This is a genomic window from Clostridium minihomine, from assembly GCF_900240385.1.
Classification (GTDB): Bacteria; Bacillota; Clostridia; order Oscillospirales; family Acutalibacteraceae; genus Faecalispora; species Faecalispora minihomine.
Genome location: NZ_OEQH01000001.1, coordinates 367,989 through 387,649, shown reverse-complemented (window position 1 = coordinate 387,649; position 19,661 = coordinate 367,989). Strand labels below are relative to the sequence as shown.

Here is a 19,661-nt window from a genome sequence, read left to right as displayed (position 1 = left end):
CTTGGCTGAGATGTTAAGAGATAAAACGGGACGAATCCTGTTTACCAAGGAAATGAAACAGGATTATACCATTCTTTGCCCCCAAATGGCACAAATTCATTTTGAACTGATCGTAAATATATTTCGAAACTGCGGCTATAACATGGAATTATTGACGAACAACGGCCCCAATGTGATTCAGGAAGGCCTGAAATACGTTCATAACGATACCTGTTACCCCGCTTTGGTGGTCATCGGTCAATTTATGGATGCACTAAAAAGCGGGAAATACGATCTGGACCGCACCGCATTGATTATCACCCAAACGGGCGGCGGGTGCCGGGCCTCTAATTACATTCACCTGCTTCGCAAAGCACTGAAAAAAGCGGGCATGGAGCATGTGCCGGTCGTTTCCCTAAACCTTTCGGGGCTGGAAAAGAACCCGGGCTTCAGTGTTTCTATCTCTATGCTGCGCAAAATTATAGCCGGGTTGGTTTACGGCGACTTATTGATGCTGCTGGATAATCAGGTAAAACCTTATGAAATAAACCAGGGAGAAAGCGGCGCACTGGTCAATCAATGGATTCGGCAGCTTTCTGATCAGTTTAATCGTGGCGAAGGATATACCCTGAAACAGCAGCGCCAAAATTTAAACTCCATTGCCGCAGAGTTTGCCGCCATTCCGGTCAAACACGTGCCAAAAGTTCGGGTGGGAATCGTAGGCGAAATTTTTGTTAAGTATTCGCCCCTTGGGAACAACGAACTGGAACGCTTTTTGGCAGAACAGGACTGCGAGGTAAATGTGCCCGGCATTTTAAACTTCGCCCTGTTTAAAGTGGATAACCGCTTGGAAGATATTAAGCTTTACGGCGGAAACCCCATGAAATTTCATTTGGTTAATTTGATGATGGACTATTTGCTGCAAATGCAGGAACTGCTGATTTCTGCCGTGAAAACACAGCCCTGCTTTGAGGCGCCCGCCAATTACGCCCATATTAAGGCTTTGGTAAAAGATGTCATCGGCTACGGAAATAAAATGGGAGAAGGCTGGCTGTTAACCGCTGAAATGTTGGAATTGGTGGAGTGCGGGTTTGAAAACATCGTCTGCACTCAGCCGTTTGGGTGCCTGCCCAACCACATCTGCGGCAAAGGAATGATTCGACGCATTAAAGAAATCGACGACAGGGCCAATATTGTCCCCATCGACTATGATCCCAGTGCGACGCGCGTGAATCAAGAAAACCGCATCAAGCTGATGCTGGCGGTAGCCAAAGAAGTGCTCAATCAAAAAATTGCCGCACAGCAGCCCGAACCCGAAGCATCCGAATCAAAGGAAGTGCAACAGGCAGCGGTATAACTTCCCCGCAAAAACAAAACCGTTCGGTGTATCTTTTTCCTTTTTGGGACAGGTGCCGGGGGATATAAAAAGGCTTCCGGAATGAAATTATTACCGAAAAAACAACCAAAAAAATCAACTCCGTCTCCGATTTTCTCCATCGGTACAGAGTTGATTTTTTTAGTCGGGTTTGTTATGATAATAGTTATCAAATTCAATTATTACCCAGAACTGGGAGGAACAGACGTTGAAAAAATTTGTTCAGGAATTCAAAGAGTTTGCCATGCGCGGCAACGTGATGGACTTGGCCGTTGGTGTGATTATCGGCGGGGCCTTTGGAAAAATCACAACATCCCTGGTCGATAACATGATTTCCCCGATCATTTCGGCACTGACCGGAAAAATTCAATTAAGTGAGTTAGCCATTGTGATTCCGGGTCTGCCCGGGCAAAGTGGTATTCCCATCGCCTATGGCTCATTTCTTCAGGCGATTATTGACTTTTTAATCACTGCACTTGTCATTTTCGTGATGGTGAAGCTGATGAACCGGCTGCGTGACCAAGTCCACGCCAAAGAGGAAGAAGCACCGCCTGCTGCACCCGAACCCAGCAAGGAAGAACTGCTTTTAACAGAAATCCGTGATTTACTCAAAGAAAACAAAGAAAAGGGAACCAACGCATAACCCGAGTGAAAATCCCTATAAAATCCAAAGAAAAACGCTCTAATGGCTGGCTCTTTGTTGCCGGTTATGAAGAAGAAGCATACCGTTTCCGACGTGTGTTCTGACACGGAATCTTTCTTCACATACTTACTGGATCTGTTCTTTGAACTTTTTTAAGTTATGTATCATTCCCTTTTTTCCGGCCATGATAAAGCCTCCAACCGTAGTTTATTCTACGGCTGGAGGCTTTTTTTCTTTCATGTTCGTTTTTTCTGGCGTGGGGTACCATATCCACAGGTTTAAGCTGTAAATACCAGAACAGCTATGCCCTTTGATTCATCGGCTTAAGAGCTGACTCCGATGCTTTTATATTTTTATCTCTCAAAAATAAAAAGGCTGTTACCTCTCCCATTTTTTGCTCAGGGCAAGAATCTGATCGGCAAAACGCGCCAGATCCTTGTTGGTTCCCCCTTCGTTTCGCAAAATGACCTGATGAAGCTGTTTTTCAGCAGCCAACAGGCGCTGATAAGAGGACATAACTTTGCGTGCTTTGGCCTTTCTGGCTTGCTCTTCTTCTTTTTGCAGCGAAACATCAATCCCGAAATCTGTTTCTCTGTCTGCCAGAAGATCAAATCGGGCCTCAAAATTCGGCACATAAGTGCGGTAACCCTGACGATCCAACTCCTCTGAAAATGCCAGGCAGGTTTCCCGCTCCCCATGCACCAAAAAGACGCACTGGGGTTTGGGCTCAAAGGCCCCAAGCCATTCCACCAAACCATCGTGATCGGCATGACCGCTCAGCGCACGAAAATTTTCAATTTCTGCCTTGACAGCAATCTCTTCCCCAAACAGCTTAACCGTTTTCACGCCGTCCAGCAGCATTCTGCCCAAAGTGCCGATGGCCTGAAAACCCACAAACAATATGGTACATTCCGGCCGCCACAGATTGTGCTTTAAATGGTGGCGAATTCTTCCCGCTTCACACATGCCGCTGGAAGAAATAATTACTTTGGGTGTGGGGTTAAAGTTCAGCGCTTTAGAATCCTCCACACTTTGACTGATATTCCGATTAGAAAAATGCAAGGGCTGAAACCCGCCGCGCAGAATTTCAAGCGTTTCTTCATCAGCATAACCGGTCAGGTCACCGCTGAACACCCGGGTGGCCTCCGCCGCCAGCGGACTATCAACATATACAGGGAAATCCGGATAGCTTTTAACCAGATTCCGCTCCTTAATTTCCCGGATAAAATACAAGAGTTCCTGCGTGCGCCCCACTGCAAAGGCGGGAATCACCACATTGCCGCCTTTAGCCAGCGTGCGGTCAATCACTTCGGCTAACTGCGGAGTATAATCATCCACATGATCGTGCTGCTTTAGTCCATAGGTGGACTCCATCACAGCATAATCTGCTTCGGTTACATATTGGGGATTGCGAATCAGCGGTTGATTTTTATTCCCGATATCGCCGGAAAACACCACTTTTTTGGTCACGTTCTGTTCCGTCAGCCATGCTTCCACGAAAACAGAGCCCAACAAATGCCCCGCATCAGAAAACCGCAGGCGGATTCCCGCATCCGGCTCAAAGATTTCTCCATACTCATGGGGCTCCAAAAGCTCCAGAGTCTTTTCTACGTCTTCCAGTGTATAAAGAGGCTCTACTGGCTCTTTGCCAGCCCGGCGATCCTTTCGGTTTTCATTGTCGGCATCCATCTGCTGAATATGGGCGCTGTCTTTCAGCATGATAGAAAGCAGATCACAGGTCATCCGGGTTGCATAAATTTTGCCCCGGAAACCCTGTTTGACCAAAAGCGGCAGCCTGCCGCTGTGATCGATATGGGCATGAGTGCAAATCACAAAATCCACTGATATGGGCAAAAACGGCAGAATTCGATTGTCTTTTTCATCTTGTCCCTGCTGTAATCCGCAATCTACTAAAAACCGAACATTGTTTACATCCACACAATGGCAGCTGCCGGTCACTTCTTTATTGGCTCCAAAAAAAGTTAAATGCATCTGGAAAGCGCCTCCTTAATGGCGATTTTTATATCTATTTCTATTGTAGTTTGAAATTATAAAAAACAACTAAACAACTATGGGATCCATTGTTTTGCAACACCATCTTAACAGCGTTTCCCTACTCTTTTATTTGGTAACTTTCGGTGCCAATAGGCCTTGGCGGTAGGCGTTCAGCAGCAAGGTCAAATCGTAAATCTGGTTGCTGATATCGTTGCCGTTATCCGTATCCATAACCATCACCCGAGCAAAGTGCGTTTCAAAAATATCAGAACGAGATTGAATGTCCTTATTCTCTGACAAAGCACTTTCCACCCCGTCAAAAGGTTGGTGAGATTTAATCCGCATCCCATGAGAATTATAAATCAGAGTATAGCCGGCAATCCCCGTTGTGGGCTGGTATGCCTCGCAGAATCCGCCATCAATCACAATCAGCTTGCCATTGGCTTTGATGGGGCTTTCCCCTTCAATGGCCCGCACCGGCACATGTCCGTTGATAATGTGAGAAAAAGGTGTGTTCAGCCCGAATTCTTTCAGCAGCATCACACAGGATTCCTCTTGGCTGCACCACTGGTAATAGGGATTCTTTTTTTCTTTCCAAGAGCTTTTCTCATTGATAAAGATGCGCTCAAAAGTCGTCATTTTCTCACGGCCGAACAGCGGGGAATCCTTCCCGCTCCACAAATACCACATGTAATCCAAGCAGAATTGTTTATCTGCCGCATTTGCAGGCGCAAAGTATGCACGGCGGGCAATTTGCTCCGAAAGATCCATCAAAGCCCGCCCTTTTACCAGTTTTCCGCCCACGTTTACACTGGTCAGGCTGCCGTCATCATTCATGGGAATGCAGCCGTGGAACAACAGGTTTTGGTTAAAGCATTTATACATATTTCCCTTGGCATAAAGGAACCGCATATGACGATGCAGCCGCTCACTCTCTTTAAAATCTTCAATAAGCCCCTGAATGATTTTCGATTCTTCCGGGGTCAATTCATAAGCGTTTTCCGGTTTTATCGTGGGGAAAAAGGTGGTGTTCAGTTCATAGGTTTTGCCGTCAATTTCAATGTTGCTGTTCTCATAGTTAATTCGATGCAGCAGCATCCGGTCTTCCATTTCAAATTCCGGATTTCGCAGAATCAGCTGGCCTTCCAATTTAAAGAGGATGATCGAAATCGCCTTTTTAATGGCAGTGTTCAAATTCTCGCAATCGGTATAAACCTCTTTGGCAAACATGGCCAGCTCCCGCAGGCTGATTCCATAACCGCTTTCTAACGTGGTCAAGTGGCCGCTGGCCACAGCATTGCGCACCACAGAAGCCGCACATGCTTCACTGCCGGAAGCCGCACCCATCCAAAGAATGTCGTGGTTGCCCCACTCCACATCCACTGCGTGATGCCGCATGAGCAAATCCATAATTCGTTCCGCCCCGGGTCCGCGGTCAAAAATATCCCCCACAATATGCAGGTAATCCACCGCCAGACGCTTGATTAAAGAGCAAAGCGCCGTAATAAATTCATCGGCGTTGCTGATTCCGATAATGGTATCAATAATTTTCGCATGATACACCTGCTGGTTGCTGTCTTCGCCGGGCTGGGCATGCAAAAGCTCATCGATAATGTAGCTAAATTCCGGCGGCAGGGCTTTTCGAACCTTTGACCGGGTATATTTCGATGCCGTCACTTTGCAGATGCCAATTAGCTGGTGCAAGGTTTTTTGATACCATGCATCCATGTTCGTTTCTGTTTGTTTAATAGAGCGAAGCTTTTGCTCCGGATAATAAATCAACGTGCAGATTTCAGAACGCTCTTTCTGGCTCAGGGTGATTCCGAACACCAAATCCACCTTTTCCCGAATAACGCCCGAGCAATTGTTTACGATATGATAAAAGGCATCATATTCGCCGTGCAAATCGCTCATAAAATGTTCTGTCCCTTTGGGAAGATTCAAAATGGCCTGAAGGTTGATGATTTCGGTGCACACTGCCTGAATGGTCGGATAATCCTCCGCCAGCAGTTTTAGATATTTCAGCTCATGGTTTGACAAATGATACTCTGTGCTACGCATCCTTTGCGTCCCCCTTCTTAATCAGATAAGATAAGTCCTACCGGACAGTGGTCGCTGCCCAACACTTCACAATAAATCAGGCTGTCGGTTAACCGCTCGCGCAGGCGTTCAGACAGCAAAAAATAATCGATTCGCCAACCGGAATTGTTCTGACGCGCTTTGTTCATATAAGACCACCAGGTATAAGCGCCTGTTTGATCGGGGTAAAGCTCACGAAAACTGTCCAAGAATCCGCTGGCCAAAAGTTCCGTCAGTTTTCCCCGCTCTTCATAAGAAAAGCCGGCGTTGCCCACATTGCTTTTGGGGTTTTTCAGATCAATTTCCTGATGGGCCACATTCAGATCCCCGCAGATGATGACCGGTTTTTTCTCATCCAGTCCCATCACATATTCCCGGAAGGCGTTTTCCCATTCCATGCGGTAAGAAAGCCGAACCAGCTCGCGCTGAGAATTTGGTGTATATACATTCACCAGATAAAAAGACTCAAACTCCAGCGTAATGGCCCGCCCTTCCCCCGTATGTTCGGGGTTTTGTATATCATAGGTAACGGAAAGCGGCTCTTCCCTTGTAAAAACCGCTGTTCCGGAATATCCCTTTTTAATGGCAGAATTCCAGTACTTCTGGTATCCCGGCAAATCCAGTTCCGCCTGATCCGGCTGCATTTTTGTTTCCTGAACGCAAACCACGTCTGCATCCACCTGCTGAAAAAAATCCAGAAATCCTTTGTTCAAACAAGCCCGAAGGCCATTGACGTTCCAAGACACAAGCTTCATATCATTCCCCTTTCAAATCAAAACGCAGCTGTGCCGCTGTTTCTTCTATCCTGCCGTTTTCCATTCGCTGAGCTGTTCCATTTTCCCGGGCAGGTTCTGTTTGAAATCTTGGTAAAATCCTTGTTTTCCCTTGCCGAAACGGGATTTTCCGTCTATAATTAACCGTGCATCAAAATGATTGGAGGAATTCAAAATGAATCCTATTGTAACCATTGAAACCAACGAAAGCGTAATTAAGGTGGAGCTGTATCCCGAAATTGCTCCCAACACGGTACGCAACTTTCTCTCCCTTGTAAAAAAAGGCTTTTATGACGGAACGATTTTCCACCGGGTAATTCCCGGCTTTATGATTCAGGGCGGCGATCCCGACGGCACCGGCATGGGTGGCCCTGATTACCGAATTCGCGGTGAATTTGCCAAAAACGGATTTAAAAACGATCTGCGCCACACCAAAGGTGTTATTTCCATGGCACGCTCGGCTCACCCCGACAGTGCCGGTTCTCAGTTTTTCCTGATGGTAGCGGACGCTCCCCATCTGGATGGCCAGTATGCCGCTTTCGGCAAAGTCATTGAAGGCATGGAAGAGGCTGAGCGCATTGTAAAAGTTAAGCGCAATGCGATGGATCGCCCCTTAGAAGAACAAATGATGAAAAAGGTAACCGTAGACACCTTCGATGTAGAATACGAAGAGCCGGAAACCCTGTAATTCCTCCATCTTTTCTATTCCGCGCCCCTGCCCGAACATACCGGGACAAGGGGCGCGATTTTTTAAGGAACCACCTAAAAAGCCGGCTTTGCCGTCTTTCCTTTTTTTGTGTTACAAAAGCATTTATCAAAAGTTTCCTTTGCATCCAAAGCGCCCCGTTGCCCCACCCTAACATTCGGCAACAGAGCTTTTCTTATCCCGCTTCTGCAAAAGCCAGTGCAAACCATGTATAAAATACATATAAAATTACAGACAGTATATATTTATCCGTTTTTAACGGCAATGCTGATCCTTTGCAAACCAGAATTCAGTGAATTTGTTTTTGGCTGCACAAAAAACTGCCCAGAAGATTTCTTATGATATGAAAGAAAATCAGATGTTTCGAGCGGTTTCCGCGATAAAGGTTTTTCACAACAGTTTTTCAGGCATTAACACCGTTTTTACTCCGTTGTGCGGGGTGGGCACGATAACACGTCCTCCATTTCACTTTTGCTTCTTTCATTAAAACAGCTATATTTACTCTTAAATAGTATAACATTATCCATAAAAAGTAAAGGATAGATAAAAAAACGACGCTCTTTTTCAGCGTCGTTTTTTGCAGCTTGCCTGCCATATTTTTGCTATTTATCATCTTTTCCAGAAATGGGACAAAGAGAAAAGACCGAACGTCTTTTCTCTCTCCCTAGCATGGAAAATAAATATTTCAAAAGGATCTTATAAACTTATTGGAACAAAGACAGCAGGATACCGGCAGCAACCGCCGAACCGATAACACCCGCCACATTGGGGCCCATTGCATGCATCAAAAGATAGTTTCCGGGGTTGGCCTTTTGGCCTTCTACCTGAGAAACCCGGGCTGCCATGGGAACTGCGGAAACACCCGCGGAACCAATGAGGGGATTGATTTTCCCACCGGACAAGAAACACATCAGCTTACCCAAAAGCAGTCCGCCAACGGTACTGAAAGCAAATGCCATCAAGCCCAAAACCACAATCTTCAAGGTAGCGGGGCTCAGGAACTGCTCTGCGGTTGCAGTTGCACCAACGGTAACGCCCAGGAAAATGGTCACAACGTTAATCAGGCCGTTCTGAGCAGTGCTGGACAGGCGCTCTGTTACGCCGGACTCTTTAAACAAGTTACCCAGCATCAGCATACCAATCAGCGGAGCCACAGAAGGCAGCAACAGAATGCAAAGAATGGAAACCATAATAGGGAAACAAACTTTCTCAACTTTTGACACTTCCCGCAGCTGGGTCATTTTAATTTCGCGCTCTTTCTTAGTGGTTAAAGCGCGCATCAGCGGCGGTTGAATCAACGGAATCAGTGCCATGTAAGAGTATGCCGCAATGGCAATGGAAGGCAGCAATTCCGGCGCCAATTTTGAGGTTAAATAAATCGCCGTGGGGCCGTCGGCTCCGCCGATAATTCCGATGGAAGCCGCCTCTTGAGGAGTAAAGCCCAGTGCAATTGCCACAACAAAGGCAATGACAATACCAAACTGTGCGCCGGCCCCTAAAAACAAACTGCTGGGGCGGGCAATCAAAGGACCAAAGTCGGTCATCGTGCCGATACCAAGAAAAATAAGGGAAGGATAAATTCCCAGTTTCACGCCCTGATATAAGTAGTAAAGAAGACCGCCGGCCTGTCCGTCTACCGGCCCGGTCATCAACCCGGTAATCGGCAGGTTAATCAGCAGCATACCAAAAGCAATGGGCAATAACAACAACGGCTCAAATTTCTTGACAATGGCCAAATAAATTAGAATTAAGGACAATAAAATCATAACACCGCTTTGCCAAGTCAAGGCAGCAAAGCCAGAATCCTGAACAAGCGTTTTAATCGCTTCAATAAACAACGTTCTTCCTCCTATCTCTGATCTGAATTTTTGGTGCGTTTGTTTTCAATTCGCTGAATTCCCACCGTAAAAATGCGGATCAGGAAATACAGGACCGCCAGAATAGAAAATACAAGCGACATACAAAAAAGACCGACCAAAGCAGCTTCTGCAACAGTCATTTTAACCCCTCCATTTCACTTGATGTCATTTAACCAGCTGTAGAATGCCGATATCAAGCCAAACGATGGTTGTTGCCCGCTGAAAGGAGCTTACCGGAAAAAGACGACAAAAAAAGGGGGACAAGCTTCCTTTCAGAAGCTTCCCACCCTTAAAGCTCAAAATCTTGAAAACAGGAATTCATATTTCGAACGCCTGCCCAACCGGTAACAATCACTATTTAATTTACTTGCATTATAACCCTCTTTGTCAGAAAAGTCAAGCCATTAAAACAAAAATTTTGTCGAATCCGAAATAAATTCGTTTTTTATACCATTCATATGATTTTAAATCCTTGTCTTTTTAAAATAGTTAAAACTTTTAATTTCTATTGTTGAGGGGCAAAAAGAGGCGCTTCTGCAATACAGAAACGCCTCTTAGAAGGGAATGGATAAAAGCAAAAGAATTACAAGGTTACGCCGTCTTTAAAAATCGGCAAATCTCGTTTGTCCAGCGATTCAGACTTCGCCTGTGAAACACCGGAAGCTACATCTACCACAAAATTAAAGAATTCCCCGGCAACCTCTTTCATAGACCGGCCTTCCAAAAGCTGGCCGGCGTTAAAGTCAATCCAGCCAGATTTTTTCTGGCTGAGCGCCGTATTGCTGGAAATTTTGACAGTGGGAACCGGACAGGCAAAGGGAGTTCCCCGCCCTGTGGTAAACAGCACCATATGCGCACCGGAAATTGCCAGAGCCGTAGAAGCCACCAGATCATTGCCGGGGGCCTGAAGCAGGTTCAGTCCCTTTTGTGTGACTGCCTGACCATAACCCAGCACATCCACCACCTTGGCTGTGCCGCCCTTTTGGATGCACCCCAAAGACTTGTCCTCCAGCGTTGTGATACCACCCGCTTTATTGCCGGGGGACGGGTTAGAGTCGATCTCTTCCCCATAACGCATAAAATATTTTTTAAAGTTATTAATCAAATCCACCGTCTTTTCAAAAGTCTGACGGTCTTTGCTGCGATTCATCAAAATGGTTTCTGCACCAAACATTTCGGGCACTTCGGTTAAGATGCTGGTTCCGCCTTGAGAAACCAGCAAGTCAGAAAACGCACCCACCAAGGGGTTGGCGGTAATGCCGGAAAACCCGTCGGATCCGCCGCATTTCAGGCCGATCACCAAGTCAGAAACGCTGCATTCCTCCCGGTGGAATTGAGAAGCAAAACGGCAAAGCTCTTCCATCAACTTAATGCCTTCCGCTATTTCGTCCTCGTGCTCCTGACAGACCAAAAACTTCACACGATCCGAATCATAGTCGCCCAAAATGGATTTCATCTGTTCCATGGTATTATTTTCGCAGCCCAGGCCCACCACCAACACCGCACCGGCATTGGGGTGGCGAACCATTCCCGCCAGTGCCAGCTGCGTATTGGTATGATCTTCAGAAAGCTGAGAACAGCCATAGGGATGGGTATAACAGAAGATTCCGTCCAATTCCGGGATTAAAAACTGCTGGGATTCCAGTTCAATCGCCTTTACAATGGCGTTGACACAACCAACGGTGGGAACAATCCAAACCTCGTTTCGGATGCCCACTTTGCCGTCATGGCGCCGATATCCCTGAAAGCTTTTTGGCGCAATGGCCTCCAGCTCATGAAAATCCGGGGTATAGGTATAATCCAACAGATCGCCCAAAGTCGTTTTCACGTTGTGTGTATGAATCCACTCCCCCTGTGCAATGGGGTGCGCAGCGGTACCAATGGGGAAACCGTATTTGATAATCGGATCCCCCTGTGCAATATCTCCCAAGGCGATTTTATGTCCGGGGGGAATATCAGAAATTACTTTTAACTCTTTTTCTTCTACTTGCAGCACCGTTCCCGCGGGAATCGGCTGCAAGGCAACAATCACAGTATCCTTGGGGTTAATTTTATAAAACTGTTTCATAAAAAAGCCTCCAACCTTTTATTTTGCCAGCAGCTTTTCAATGGCAGACGTCATCCCATTGGCACGGATGTCCTCCAAATAATCAGTCACCATAGGGGCAAATCCATGGTACTGTGTCAAGTCCTCTCCCCAGAATTCCTGGTGAGAGGCCGCTGCCTGAACATATTCCGAAGCCGTTTTTTTGCTGTTTTTCTGAAAGAATTCCATCACCGACTCATCGTCTTTGATGTGATAGGGCTGGCCGTTTCGATCCCCCACCATCATTCCGTCTTCCATAGTGTCAGAAGTATAGAAAGCCAAAAGCGCCGCAAAGGAGAAGGTCAGGTGCTTGGGCAGTGTTTTGGTCTGTTCATACTGATCCCGGAAGGTGGGCAGAATTCTGGATTTCCACTTTGAAACGGAGTTCAGGGCAATGGAGAGGATTTCGTGATCCACAAAAGGATTGTCAAATCGCTCCAGAACCGAATTGGCAAAAGCTACCGCTTGCTCTTTGGGCAGCTTGACCGTGGGAACAATTTCGTCAAAGACAATTCGCTCCATTAAAGTGCGGCAAAGCTTGTCTTGCATGGCGTCCCGCACAATATTTTTGCCTGTTAAATAGGCCGCCAGAACACAAGAAGTATGAGCACCGTTCAAAATACGGACTTTTCTTTCGCGATAAGGCTTTTGATCATTGGTAAAGATCACTTCCATCCCGTTTTTGCCCAATTCATCCAGCGGAAGTTCCCCAGAAATATCCTTATCGCTCTCAATCACCCACAATGCAAAGGGTTCGCCAGCATCCAGCAGTTCATCCTGATACCCCAATTCTTCTTTGCAGATTTTCTCCGCTTCATCTCTGGGGTAACCGCTGACAATGCGATCCACCAAAGTGCTGCAGAACACGCAGTTTTCTGCTACCCAGCTTTGGAACGCATCCCCCAACTTCCACAGGGCAATCAGCTGATTCACACAGTCACGCAACTTGCCGCCGTTATTTTCAATCAATTCCACCGGCAGAATAATCAAACCTTTCTCAGCCGCACCATCAAAGGCCTGATAACGTTCGTATAAAAATTTCGTCAGCTTGCCCGGGTAAGTGTTGGGCGGGGTCAGCTCGAAACAGTCGGTTTCATCATAAACAATACCGGCCTCGGTGGTATTGGACACCACAAACCGCAAAGACGGAAGCTTTGCCAAAGCGGTATATTCTTCATATTGCTCATACGCATCCACAGTTTGTCTAATGCAGGTAACCACCCGGTTTTCCACATAAGGCTCGCCATTCATCCTGCCCCGCAAAGAAACCGTATACAGGTTGTCCTGCTTACGGAACCGGTCCAGATTGCCGAAAGAAATCGGTTTTACAACCGCCACATCGCCGTTAAAAACACCTTTTTCATTGGCGATATCAATAAAATAATCCACAAAGGCTCTTAAAAAATTACCTTCCCCAAACTGTATCACCTTTATATCACGAGGTGTGCGCGAATGAATCTCATGAATTTGTTTCATAGCAAAAAATGCTCCTTTTTGTGATGTAAGTGCTTACATTTAACATTGTATCATTCCAAGAGTAAATGTCAATAGAGTTTTCTTGAATCCTCATAAATATTCAATACAGCTCTTAAAAATGCTAATTTTTTCGAAAAACTTCTTGATTTTTTCAACAAAAAGGGATATACTCAATTGTAAGCACTTACAAAAAAGAGGTGGTACCCTGTTTTATGAATATTTATGATATTGCAGAACGCAGCGGCGTTTCCATCGCCACAGTGTCACGGGTACTCAACGGCAGTCCCAATGTAAGCGCCGTAACCCGGGACAAAGTAATGGAAATCATTCGTGCAGAAGAATACACCCCCAATGCATTTGCCCGAGGGCTAAATTTGAACACCATGAAAATCATCGGGATATTGTGCACAGATATTTCGGATACCTTTTACGCCAAAGCGGTGTCTTTGGTGGAAGGGCTTTTGCGCCAGCAGGGATTTGATGCACTGCTGTGCTGCACCGGAAACGATTTGGAAAACAAGAAAAAATATTTGGAACTGCTTTTGGCCAAACGGGTGGATGCGGTGATTTTAATCGGCTCTGCCTTTAAAGAAAATGTGGATAACTCACACATTGAAAATGCAGCAAAACAGGTGCCGGTCATTATTATTAACGGCCTGGTGGAGCTGCCCAACACCTATTGTGTTTATTGCGATGAAGAAGCAGCCGTTTCTGACAACGTTTTTCTTCTTCAAAAACAAGGATATACGAATATCCTGTATTTATACGACACCTTAACTTACAGCGGCTGTTCCAAAATAAACGGCTATAAAGCGGGATTAAGGCGGTGCAATCTGCCTTTTCAGGAAAATTTAATGGTGCAGGTTCCAAAATCCATTGCAGAAGTAAAGGACTGTGTGGTGGATCTGATGGAAAGAAAAATAAAATTTGATGCTATCATGACTTCAGAGGATCTTCTGGCTGTCGGAGCCCTGAAAGCATTAGAAGAAAAAAAGCAGACCATGCCTGTGATTGGGTTTAATAATTCTATTTTGGCCCAGTGCAGTTCCCCTGCCCTTACCACCGTGGACAATATGCTTGACACCCTTTGCCCCGCCGCTATCAATATGTTAACCGGAATTCTTGCCAAAAAAAGCGTTCCGCAAAAAATGGTTATTTCTGCAAAATTGGTGCAACAAGATACCTTTCAAATAACAAAAGAATCATAATTGGAGGACTGGAAAATGAAAAAATTTATGGATCAAGATTTTCTGCTGTCCAATGAAACAGCAAAAACGCTGTTTCACGATTACGCCAGCAAAATGCCGGTGATTGACTATCACTGCCATATTAATCCGCAGGAGATTGCCGAAAACCGTAAATTTGAAAATATTACTCAGGTATGGCTGGGCGGCGACCATTACAAATGGCGGCTGATTCGTTCCTGCGGGGTGGATGAAGAGTTCATCACCGGCAGCAAAAGCACTGACCGCGAAAAATTCCAAAAATTTGCCGAGTGCCTGCCCCGGGCCATTGGTAATCCCCTGTATCACTGGACTCATTTAGAACTGCAGCGTTATTTTGGCTATTACGGCGTTTTGAATGCAGACACCGCCGAAGAAGTCTGGAACCTGTGCAATCAAAAGCTGCAGGAAGACGGCATGAGCGTTCGCGGTCTGATCAAACAGTCCAATGTAAAAGCCATTGCTACCACGGATGATCCCATTGACTCTTTGGAATGGCACCAGAAACTAAAAGATGACCCTACTTTTGATGTAAAAGTGGTTCCTGCATGGCGCCCCGACAAAGTAATGAACATCAACAAAGCAGGCTTTAGCGACTATATGAAACAGCTGGAAATAGTCAGCGGCGTATCGATAAAGAACATTGCAGACGTGAAAGCAGCACTGGAAAAGCGCATGGAATTCTTCAATCGCATGGGCTGCCGGGCTTCTGATCACGGTTTGGACTATCTCATCTATAACCCGGCTTCGGAAGAAGAACTGGATGCCGTCCTGCAAAAGGGTCTGGCCGGTGAATCTTTGACGCAGGAAGAAGTCAACAAATATAAATATGCAATTCTGCTGTTTGTGGGCAGAAAATATGCCAAACTGGGCTGGGTAATGGAACTGCACTATGGGGCGTTGCGCAACACCAACGATGCCATGTTCCAGCGCCTTGGGGCAGACACCGGGTTTGACTGCATCGGCACTCATTTTTGCGCAGACAGCACCGTTCAGTTCCTGAATGAACTAAATAAAACCGGCGAGCTCCCCAAAACCATCATCTATCCCCTGAACCCCGTGGATAATGCTGTTGTCGGCTCTATTTTAGGCTGCTTCCAGGGGACATTAGCTCCCGGACAGCTGCAGCAAGGTTCTGCCTGGTGGTTTAACGACACCAAAACTGGGATGATTGACCAAATGGTGAATCTGGCGAATCTGGGCGTTCTTGGCACCTTTACAGGAATGCTGACCGATTCCAGAAGCTTTTTGTCGTATACCCGCCACGAGTATTTCCGTCGGATTCTGTGCAACCTGATTGGCACTTGGGTAGAAAACGGCGAATATCCGGACGACATCGAATACTTGGGCAAAATGGTGCAGGACATTTCTTTTCACAATACCAATCGTTATTTTGGCTTTGACTGCTAAAAAACAAGCAAAAGTATTCTGAAATACTCGATTCCAGTGTAAATACACTGCCAAATCGCTTCCGGATAACCGTCGATTTTTTTCAAGAAATGAACTCTTTTCAGATAAGAATTCCTCGTTCTTTGGAACGAAATTCATCCCTCCTAACATTGCGAAAGCATACATGGCAAATGAAGAGGCAAGCAGAAACAAATCTGCTTGCCTCTTCTCATTTTTTTGCAAATAGAATCTGCTATTTTTCCTTGACAAAATAACAAAATAAAAGTATGATTAATTCATTAAAGTTCGAATTATTGAATTTTTGGGGAGGGCAGTTGCTATGAGCAATCAATTTAAATCCAACGCGGAAGAAATCCGCTACCATACCATCGAGCTGTTAAAAGATGGCGAAGAACACACGAAAGATGAAATCCGCAGCTATTTGCAAAAACACACCACAACCGTTTTTACACCGGGTATGATCAGCGGAGCAATCTATGATATGCTCAATGACGGCAGCGGAAGATTTATCAGCCCCAAACGGGGGGTATATCAGCAAATGCTACAGCGGATTGAAAGCACGGCTTCGCTGCCCAAAGAAGATTTTAAACAGCGGACACAAACCGCACTGCAAAATGCAATACAGCTTTTAAATGAAGCATGTACGGTAAATATTTTACTTTTGTCCCGAGAAGAAATGGAGATTTCAGGCAAAATGAAAGACGCCATTGATTTTCTTCAAGAGAAGTTTGAAGAAATCGGATAAAGAAAATCCATAATATTTACACAAAAAATCGGCCGAGTATTTTCGGCCGATTTTTTTATTGCTTATTTAATTTCTTCGGATCTTTATCATCGGTATTATAACCGCTTATTCTTTTCAAAAAGGCTTTTTGCGTTCCGGTTCAGCTTTGGGGATGTGGCCTGAATCGCCAATTCCTCTAAAGCAGAGAGCGTTGCAACGGCGCAAAGAAAGGCCCCCGTTCTGCCTAAATTCAAAAAGTAATAGAAAAAAGGGAAACAGAACAGTAAAAGCCCCGTAGCTTTATTGGCATAAGTGTGAAGGAAAGCCAAACTTTGAAACCGATAAAACCCAATAGCCAGTGCAAAAAGGCGAATTAGCAAAATGCAGACAATCCAAACCAACATCCACACCGGAACCGAAAGAACCGGGATGAAAAGGAAAAGCACCACGCCAATCAGCAAGGCATCCGCCGCGCTGTCTAAAGCTGCGCCCCGCTCGCTGGTGCACTTTGCTTTTCGGGCAATGGCTCCGTCCAACATATCGCTGATGCCAGCCAAGCTGTACAGAAGAAAAAATCTAGCCGACAAAGGCTCAACCAGCAATAGCGGTACACAAAGAATCATTCGCAGCAAAGTAAGAAGATTCGGCAAATGCCGAATCCATCTCATTACGATTCACACCGTTCGGTGCTGTCTTCCCGCCAGCCTTTGCAGACATCGACCCATCCTTGGCTGCGCGCACACTGTTCCAGTTCTTCACAAGTCATCTCCACCGCAGAATTTGAGGTTCCGCAGGCCGGGAATATCGTTTGAAACCGGCGCAGGGATTCATCCAGATACACCTTAGCCCCCTCGGGATTAGCAAAAGGGCAGATCCCCCCTACCCGATAACCGGTCAGTTCTTCGGTTTCTTCCGGATTCAGCATCTTGGCTTTTAACCCAAAGGTCTTTTTAAAACGGCTGCCATCGATTTTTCCATCCCCGGCCGCCACAATCAAAACACAGCCTTCTTTTCCCATTAAAGAAATCGTTTTGGCAATCCGGGCAGGCTCTACACCCAAAGCCTGAGCCGCCAGTTCCACTGTAGCACTGGACACATCAAACTCCTGCACTGCATCCTGCTTGCCAAACTGTTTCAAATATTCCCGAACTTTCTCCGTTGACATGAAAGACTCCCCCTGTTACTGGCGCTGCGCTTTCAGCTCCAAATACTCTTCATAGGTGGTCATCCGGTCAAACACACCGTCTTCCGGCAGAATCTCAATGATACGGTTGGCCACCGTCTGCACAAACTGATGATCGTGGGATGCAAACAAAAGAACACCCTTAAACTCGATCATGCCGTTATTGACTGCTGTGATGGATTCCAAATCCAAATGATTTGTGGGTTGATCCAGCACCAACACGTTAGAACCAAACATCATCATGCGGGACAACATGCAGCGCACCTTTTCTCCACCGGACAGTACATTTACAGGCTTTAATACATCCTCACCGGAAAACAGCATCTTGCCCAAAAAGCCGCGCAGATATGTTTCGGTGGTATCTTTGGAATACTGTTCCAGCCATCTTAAAATGCTTAAATCGCAATCGTTGAAGTATTCTGAGTTATCCTGGGGAAAATAAGACTGGCTGGTACTGACGCCCCATTTAAAGCTGCCCTCGTCCGGCTCCAGTTCTTCCATCAGGATTTTAAACAAGGTGGTAACGGCAATGTCACTTTCCCCGATAAAGGCAATTTTGTCGCCCTTATTTATCCGGAAAGACACATTGTCCAGCACTTTAACACCGTCTACGGTTTTGCTCAAACCTTCTACCGTCAGAATCTCTTTGCCGGGCTCACGATCCATTGTAAAGCCCACATAGGGGTACCGGCGGGAAGAAGCAGGCATTTCCTCCACCGTAATCTTGTCCAGCAGCTTCTTTCTGGAAGTAGCCTGGCGGGACTTGGATTTGTTGGCGGAAAAGCGCTGAATAAAGCTTTGCAGCTCTTTGATCTTTTCTTCGTTCTTTTTATTCTGATCGCGCAGAACCCGCTGAACCAGCTGGCTGGATTCGTACCAGAAATCATAGTTACCCACATACATGCGAATTTTAGTATAGTCGATGTCCACAATGTGAGTGCAGATATCGTTCAGGAAATGACGATCATGAGATACCACGATAACGGTTCCCATATAATCCATCAAAAAGTCTTCCAGCCAGTTAATCGAGGGCAAATCCAAACCGTTGGTAGGCTCATCCAAAAGAATGATATCCGGCTGGCCGAACAAAGCCTGCGCCAGCAAAATTTTCACCTTTTCCATTTCTGACAAAGCGCTCATCGGGGAATGCAGCAAATCCACCGAAAGCCCCAGACCCTGCAAACTCTTGCCCGCCTCGGTTTCGGCATCCCAGCCGTTCATCTCTGCAAATTCGGCTTCCAGTTCCGCCGCAATATTGCCGTCTTCCTCAGAAAAATCCTCTTTGGCATACAGGGCGTCCTTTTGTTTCGACACCTCATAAAGACGCGGATTCCCCTGCAAAATCGTGTCAAACACCGTAAAGGCGTCAAACGCAAAGTGATCCTGCTTGAGCACCGACATGCGCAGCTTGGGGTCAATAATCACTTCGCCCTTGCTCGCTTCCAGCTCGCCCGACAGAATCTTTAAAAATGTGGATTTTCCCGCGCCGTTGGCGCCGATGACTCCGTAACAATTTCCGGCGGTGAACAGCAGGTTCACATTAGAAAATAAGTTCTGTCCGTTAAAGCCCAGACTCAATTCGGATACTGTAATCATATTATCGTTTCCTCCGTTGCAATTCAATGCGGGTAATCACCCATCAGCACAGGCTTTGACAAATTCACGCAGCAGGCAAATGCCGCAAAGTTAAGAATCGTAACCCACAAGCACAATCTATATAAGATTGCCAATGGGGTACCCGAGACTCTTGTTGTTTATGCAATCAGGCAACCCATCGGTTTCGATATGCCGCTTTCTTTTGCAAAACAGCTTTTCAAAAGACAAAATAGTTTGTCCAAAGAACCGCCGCACAACTCGCCATTTCCAGCGCGAGAGATGTCCCCGCATATTCTGTGCCATATAGTTCTTTATTCTATCATAAATTTGACAGGAATCAAAATATTCTTTCCATATTCGGCATGAGCACCGAATCCACTACACTTTCCGCCACAGGACTTGTGCAAAACAGCAAGTTTTTGCCCCTTGAAAAAAGCCAAATAACATGATATATTGAATAGAAGAATAACGCGAGGAAAAAGGAAAGTACCCTGTCCCTCACCGGCCAGAGAGAGCATGTCACGGGCTGAAAGCATGCTTGCGGAATGAAGCGG

General features: G+C 46.0%; 16 protein-coding genes and 2 other annotated features (1 of these 18 only partly in view). Of the genes, 6 read left to right on the top strand and 10 right to left on the bottom strand.

The genetic code is table 11. The features are described from left to right. The first annotated feature begins 1 nt into the window (after position 1). Together C1A02_RS01855 and mscL are read left to right on the top strand one after the other, a co-directional pair. The gene (locus C1A02_RS01855) at positions 2–1,336 is read left to right on the top strand and encodes a 2-hydroxyacyl-CoA dehydratase (protein ID WP_101696499.1); all 1,335 of its coding nucleotides are present in this window, start codon (positions 2–4) and stop codon (positions 1,334–1,336) included. Positions 1,337–1,562: 226 nt separating this feature from the next. After that, on the top strand, positions 1,563–1,997 hold the full coding sequence (gene mscL, locus C1A02_RS01850; RefSeq protein WP_101696498.1) for a large-conductance mechanosensitive channel protein MscL: 435 nt from the start codon (positions 1,563–1,565) through the stop codon (positions 1,995–1,997). A 378-nt stretch (positions 1,998–2,375) separates the two neighbouring features. On the opposite strand, the gene C1A02_RS01845 is transcribed toward mscL, so the two are convergent. From C1A02_RS01845 to C1A02_RS01835, 3 genes are all read right to left on the bottom strand, one after another. After that, positions 2,376–3,989 carry an MBL fold metallo-hydrolase RNA specificity domain-containing protein gene (locus C1A02_RS01845; RefSeq protein ID WP_101696497.1) on the bottom strand — a complete coding sequence of 538 codons (1,614 nt, stop codon included), beginning with the start codon at positions 3,987–3,989 and terminating at the stop codon, positions 2,376–2,378. Positions 3,990–4,118: 129 nt separating this feature from the next. Then, positions 4,119–6,053 (bottom strand): fructose-1,6-bisphosphatase, encoded by a 1,935-nt coding sequence (locus tag C1A02_RS01840; protein WP_101696496.1) that lies wholly within the window; start codon positions 6,051–6,053, stop codon positions 4,119–4,121. Positions 6,054–6,070: 17 nt separating this feature from the next. Further along, a complete protein-coding gene (locus C1A02_RS01835) occupies positions 6,071–6,826 on the bottom strand; it encodes an exodeoxyribonuclease III (RefSeq protein WP_101696495.1) in 756 nt (251 codons plus the stop codon). A gap of 193 nt (positions 6,827–7,019) precedes the next feature. On the opposite strand from C1A02_RS01835, the gene C1A02_RS01830 reads away from it, so the two are divergent. Then, entirely contained in the window at positions 7,020–7,532 is a 513-nt protein-coding gene (locus C1A02_RS01830; RefSeq protein WP_101696494.1) for a peptidylprolyl isomerase, read from the top strand. Between the two features lie 722 nt (positions 7,533–8,254). Here the strand turns inward: C1A02_RS01830 and C1A02_RS01825 are convergent. The 4 genes from C1A02_RS01825 to C1A02_RS01810 form a co-directional block, all read right to left on the bottom strand. Then, positions 8,255–9,388 carry a sodium ion-translocating decarboxylase subunit beta gene (locus tag C1A02_RS01825; protein ID WP_101696493.1) on the bottom strand — a complete coding sequence of 378 codons (1,134 nt, stop codon included), beginning with the start codon at positions 9,386–9,388 and terminating at the stop codon, positions 8,255–8,257. An 11-nt stretch (positions 9,389–9,399) separates the two neighbouring features. Next, on the bottom strand, positions 9,400–9,549 hold the full coding sequence (locus C1A02_RS01820) for an OadG family protein (protein ID WP_101696492.1): 150 nt from the start codon (positions 9,547–9,549) through the stop codon (positions 9,400–9,402). A gap of 137 nt (positions 9,550–9,686) precedes the next feature. After that, positions 9,687–9,752 (bottom strand) — a sequence feature (sodium ion sensor (DUF1646 type); this cis-regulatory element may regulate processes involved in with the transportation of sodium ions). A gap of 240 nt (positions 9,753–9,992) precedes the next feature. Further along, positions 9,993–11,477 (bottom strand): UxaA family hydrolase, encoded by a 1,485-nt coding sequence (locus C1A02_RS01815; protein ID WP_101696491.1) that lies wholly within the window; start codon positions 11,475–11,477, stop codon positions 9,993–9,995. Between the two features lie 18 nt (positions 11,478–11,495). Further along, complete coding sequence (locus C1A02_RS01810) at positions 11,496–12,971, bottom strand: tagaturonate reductase (RefSeq protein WP_101696490.1); 1,476 nt, start codon at positions 12,969–12,971, stop codon at positions 11,496–11,498. 212 nt (positions 12,972–13,183) lie between these two features. Here C1A02_RS01810 and C1A02_RS01805 point away from each other — a divergent pair, with 212 nt between their 5' ends. The 3 genes from C1A02_RS01805 (at position 13,184) to C1A02_RS01795 (ending at position 16,349) form a co-directional block, all read left to right on the top strand. Continuing rightward, positions 13,184–14,179, top strand: coding sequence for a LacI family DNA-binding transcriptional regulator (locus tag C1A02_RS01805; protein ID WP_101696489.1), 996 nt, complete (start codon positions 13,184–13,186; stop codon positions 14,177–14,179). A 15-nt stretch (positions 14,180–14,194) separates the two neighbouring features. Then, positions 14,195–15,604, top strand: coding sequence for a glucuronate isomerase (gene uxaC / locus C1A02_RS01800; RefSeq protein ID WP_101696488.1), 1,410 nt, complete (start codon positions 14,195–14,197; stop codon positions 15,602–15,604). Between the two features lie 319 nt (positions 15,605–15,923). Further along, positions 15,924–16,349, top strand: coding sequence for a hypothetical protein (locus tag C1A02_RS01795; protein ID WP_101696487.1), 426 nt, complete (start codon positions 15,924–15,926; stop codon positions 16,347–16,349). A 95-nt stretch (positions 16,350–16,444) separates the two neighbouring features. Here C1A02_RS01795 and C1A02_RS01790 read toward each other — a convergent pair whose 3' ends face one another. Genes C1A02_RS01790 through C1A02_RS01780 form a run of 3 tightly spaced genes read right to left on the bottom strand, consistent with a single transcriptional unit; the run spans position 16,445 to position 19,107 of the window. Next, positions 16,445–16,996 carry a CDP-alcohol phosphatidyltransferase family protein gene (locus C1A02_RS01790; protein ID WP_101696486.1) on the bottom strand — a complete coding sequence of 184 codons (552 nt, stop codon included), beginning with the start codon at positions 16,994–16,996 and terminating at the stop codon, positions 16,445–16,447. Further along, the gene (locus C1A02_RS01785; RefSeq protein ID WP_101696485.1) at positions 16,996–17,493 is read right to left on the bottom strand and encodes a YbaK/EbsC family protein; all 498 of its coding nucleotides are present in this window, start codon (positions 17,491–17,493) and stop codon (positions 16,996–16,998) included. The genes C1A02_RS01790 and C1A02_RS01785 overlap by 1 nt, the downstream gene beginning before the upstream one ends. 15 nt (positions 17,494–17,508) lie before the next feature. After that, entirely contained in the window at positions 17,509–19,107 is a 1,599-nt protein-coding gene (locus C1A02_RS01780) for an ABC-F family ATP-binding cassette domain-containing protein (RefSeq protein WP_101696484.1), read from the bottom strand. 464 nt (positions 19,108–19,571) lie between these two features. Continuing rightward, positions 19,572–19,661: a binding site (T-box leader), on the top strand; it runs 135 nt beyond the window's last position.